Annotated in this window: 1 pseudogene; it reads left to right on the top strand. The window is 67.1% G+C overall.

What is annotated here, in order from left to right:
• Positions 1–451: 451 nt before the first annotated feature.
• Positions 452–1,291: pseudogene (locus P0084_RS18465) on the top strand (excinuclease ABC subunit UvrA); the annotation flags it as partial.

Raw genomic sequence — 1,291 nt, 5'->3', positions numbered from 1 at the left:
AGCCTCTACGCGCGCGCGGCGCGGACCGCCGCCTGATCCGTCCGACGCGGAGCAGACGCGAAGCAGACGCGGGGCAGACATCGCCGCAGGTCCCCCGATTTCCCGTCGCACGCCCAGCACGCGTCGGACACACGACCATCGCACGGACCCGCGCCGCTCGCCGACCCCTGTCACGCCTCACTGATCCGCCATCGCGGTCGAGAAAACCAGCCCGGTTGCACCGCACCCCGCTCCGCGTCAGACTCGGGGCACGGCAGCCCTCCCGTTCGCCCGGGCTCGAGAAACATTTCGCCGCAACGCAGCAAACCTCCGCCGCGTACCCGTTCCCCCGCTTGTCTGCCGTGGCGACAATCCGTATGGATGTTCCGCCATTGTTCGCGGGCATCCGGTCTGGTGCCGATCGCCCGCCGCCTTAGATGATGGCCTTCAATCCTCCGGGGGAGCGCGCGCGATGCCAGACCAGAAGTTCATCGAAGTCCGCGGCGCTCGCGAGCACAACCTGAAGGGCGTGGACGTCGACATCCCGCGGGACCGACTCGTGGTGGTCACGGGCCTGTCGGGGTCGGGCAAGTCCAGCCTCGCCTTCGATACGATCTATGCGGAAGGGCAGCGGCGCTACGTCGAATCGCTGTCGGCCTACGCGCGTCAGTTCCTCGACATGATGCAGAAGCCGGACGTGGATCACATCGCGGGCCTCTCGCCCGCGATCAGCATCGAGCAGAAGACGACATCGAAGAACCCCCGGTCCACGGTCGGCACGGTCACCGAGATCTACGACTACCTCCGCCTGCTGTTCGCCCGTGCCGGTACGCCCTATTCCCCCGCCACGGGCCAGCCCATCACCGCCCAGCAGGTCCAGGACATGGTGGACCGTGTCATGGCCATGCCCGAAGGCACGCGGGGCTATCTGCTGGCGCCCATCGTGCGCGATCGGAAGGGCGAGTACCGCAAGGAGATGCTGGAGCTTCGCAAGCAGGGCTTCCAGCGCGTGAAGGTGGATGGTGAATTCCACGACCTCGACACGCCGCCGACGCTGGACAAGAAGTTCCGACACGACATCGACGTTGTCGTGGACCGCATCGTCGTCCGCGAGGGGTTGGAGATGCGGCTGGCCGACAGCTTCCGCACCGCGCTGGATCTGGCCGACGGCATTGCCATCCTGGAAACGGCGCCCAAGGACGGCGAGCCGGAACGGTTCACCTTCTCCGAGAAGTTCGCCTGCCCGGTGTCGGGCTTCACCATCCCGGAGATCGAGCCGCGGCTGTTCTCCTTCAACGCGCCGTTCGGGGCT

Source organism: Jannaschia maritima (assembly GCF_030973515.1).
GTDB classification, from domain to species: Bacteria; Pseudomonadota; Alphaproteobacteria; order Rhodobacterales; family Rhodobacteraceae; genus Jannaschia; species Jannaschia maritima.
Note: the sequence above shows the minus strand (reverse complement) of the source record. Positions and strands in the feature narration are given on the sequence as shown.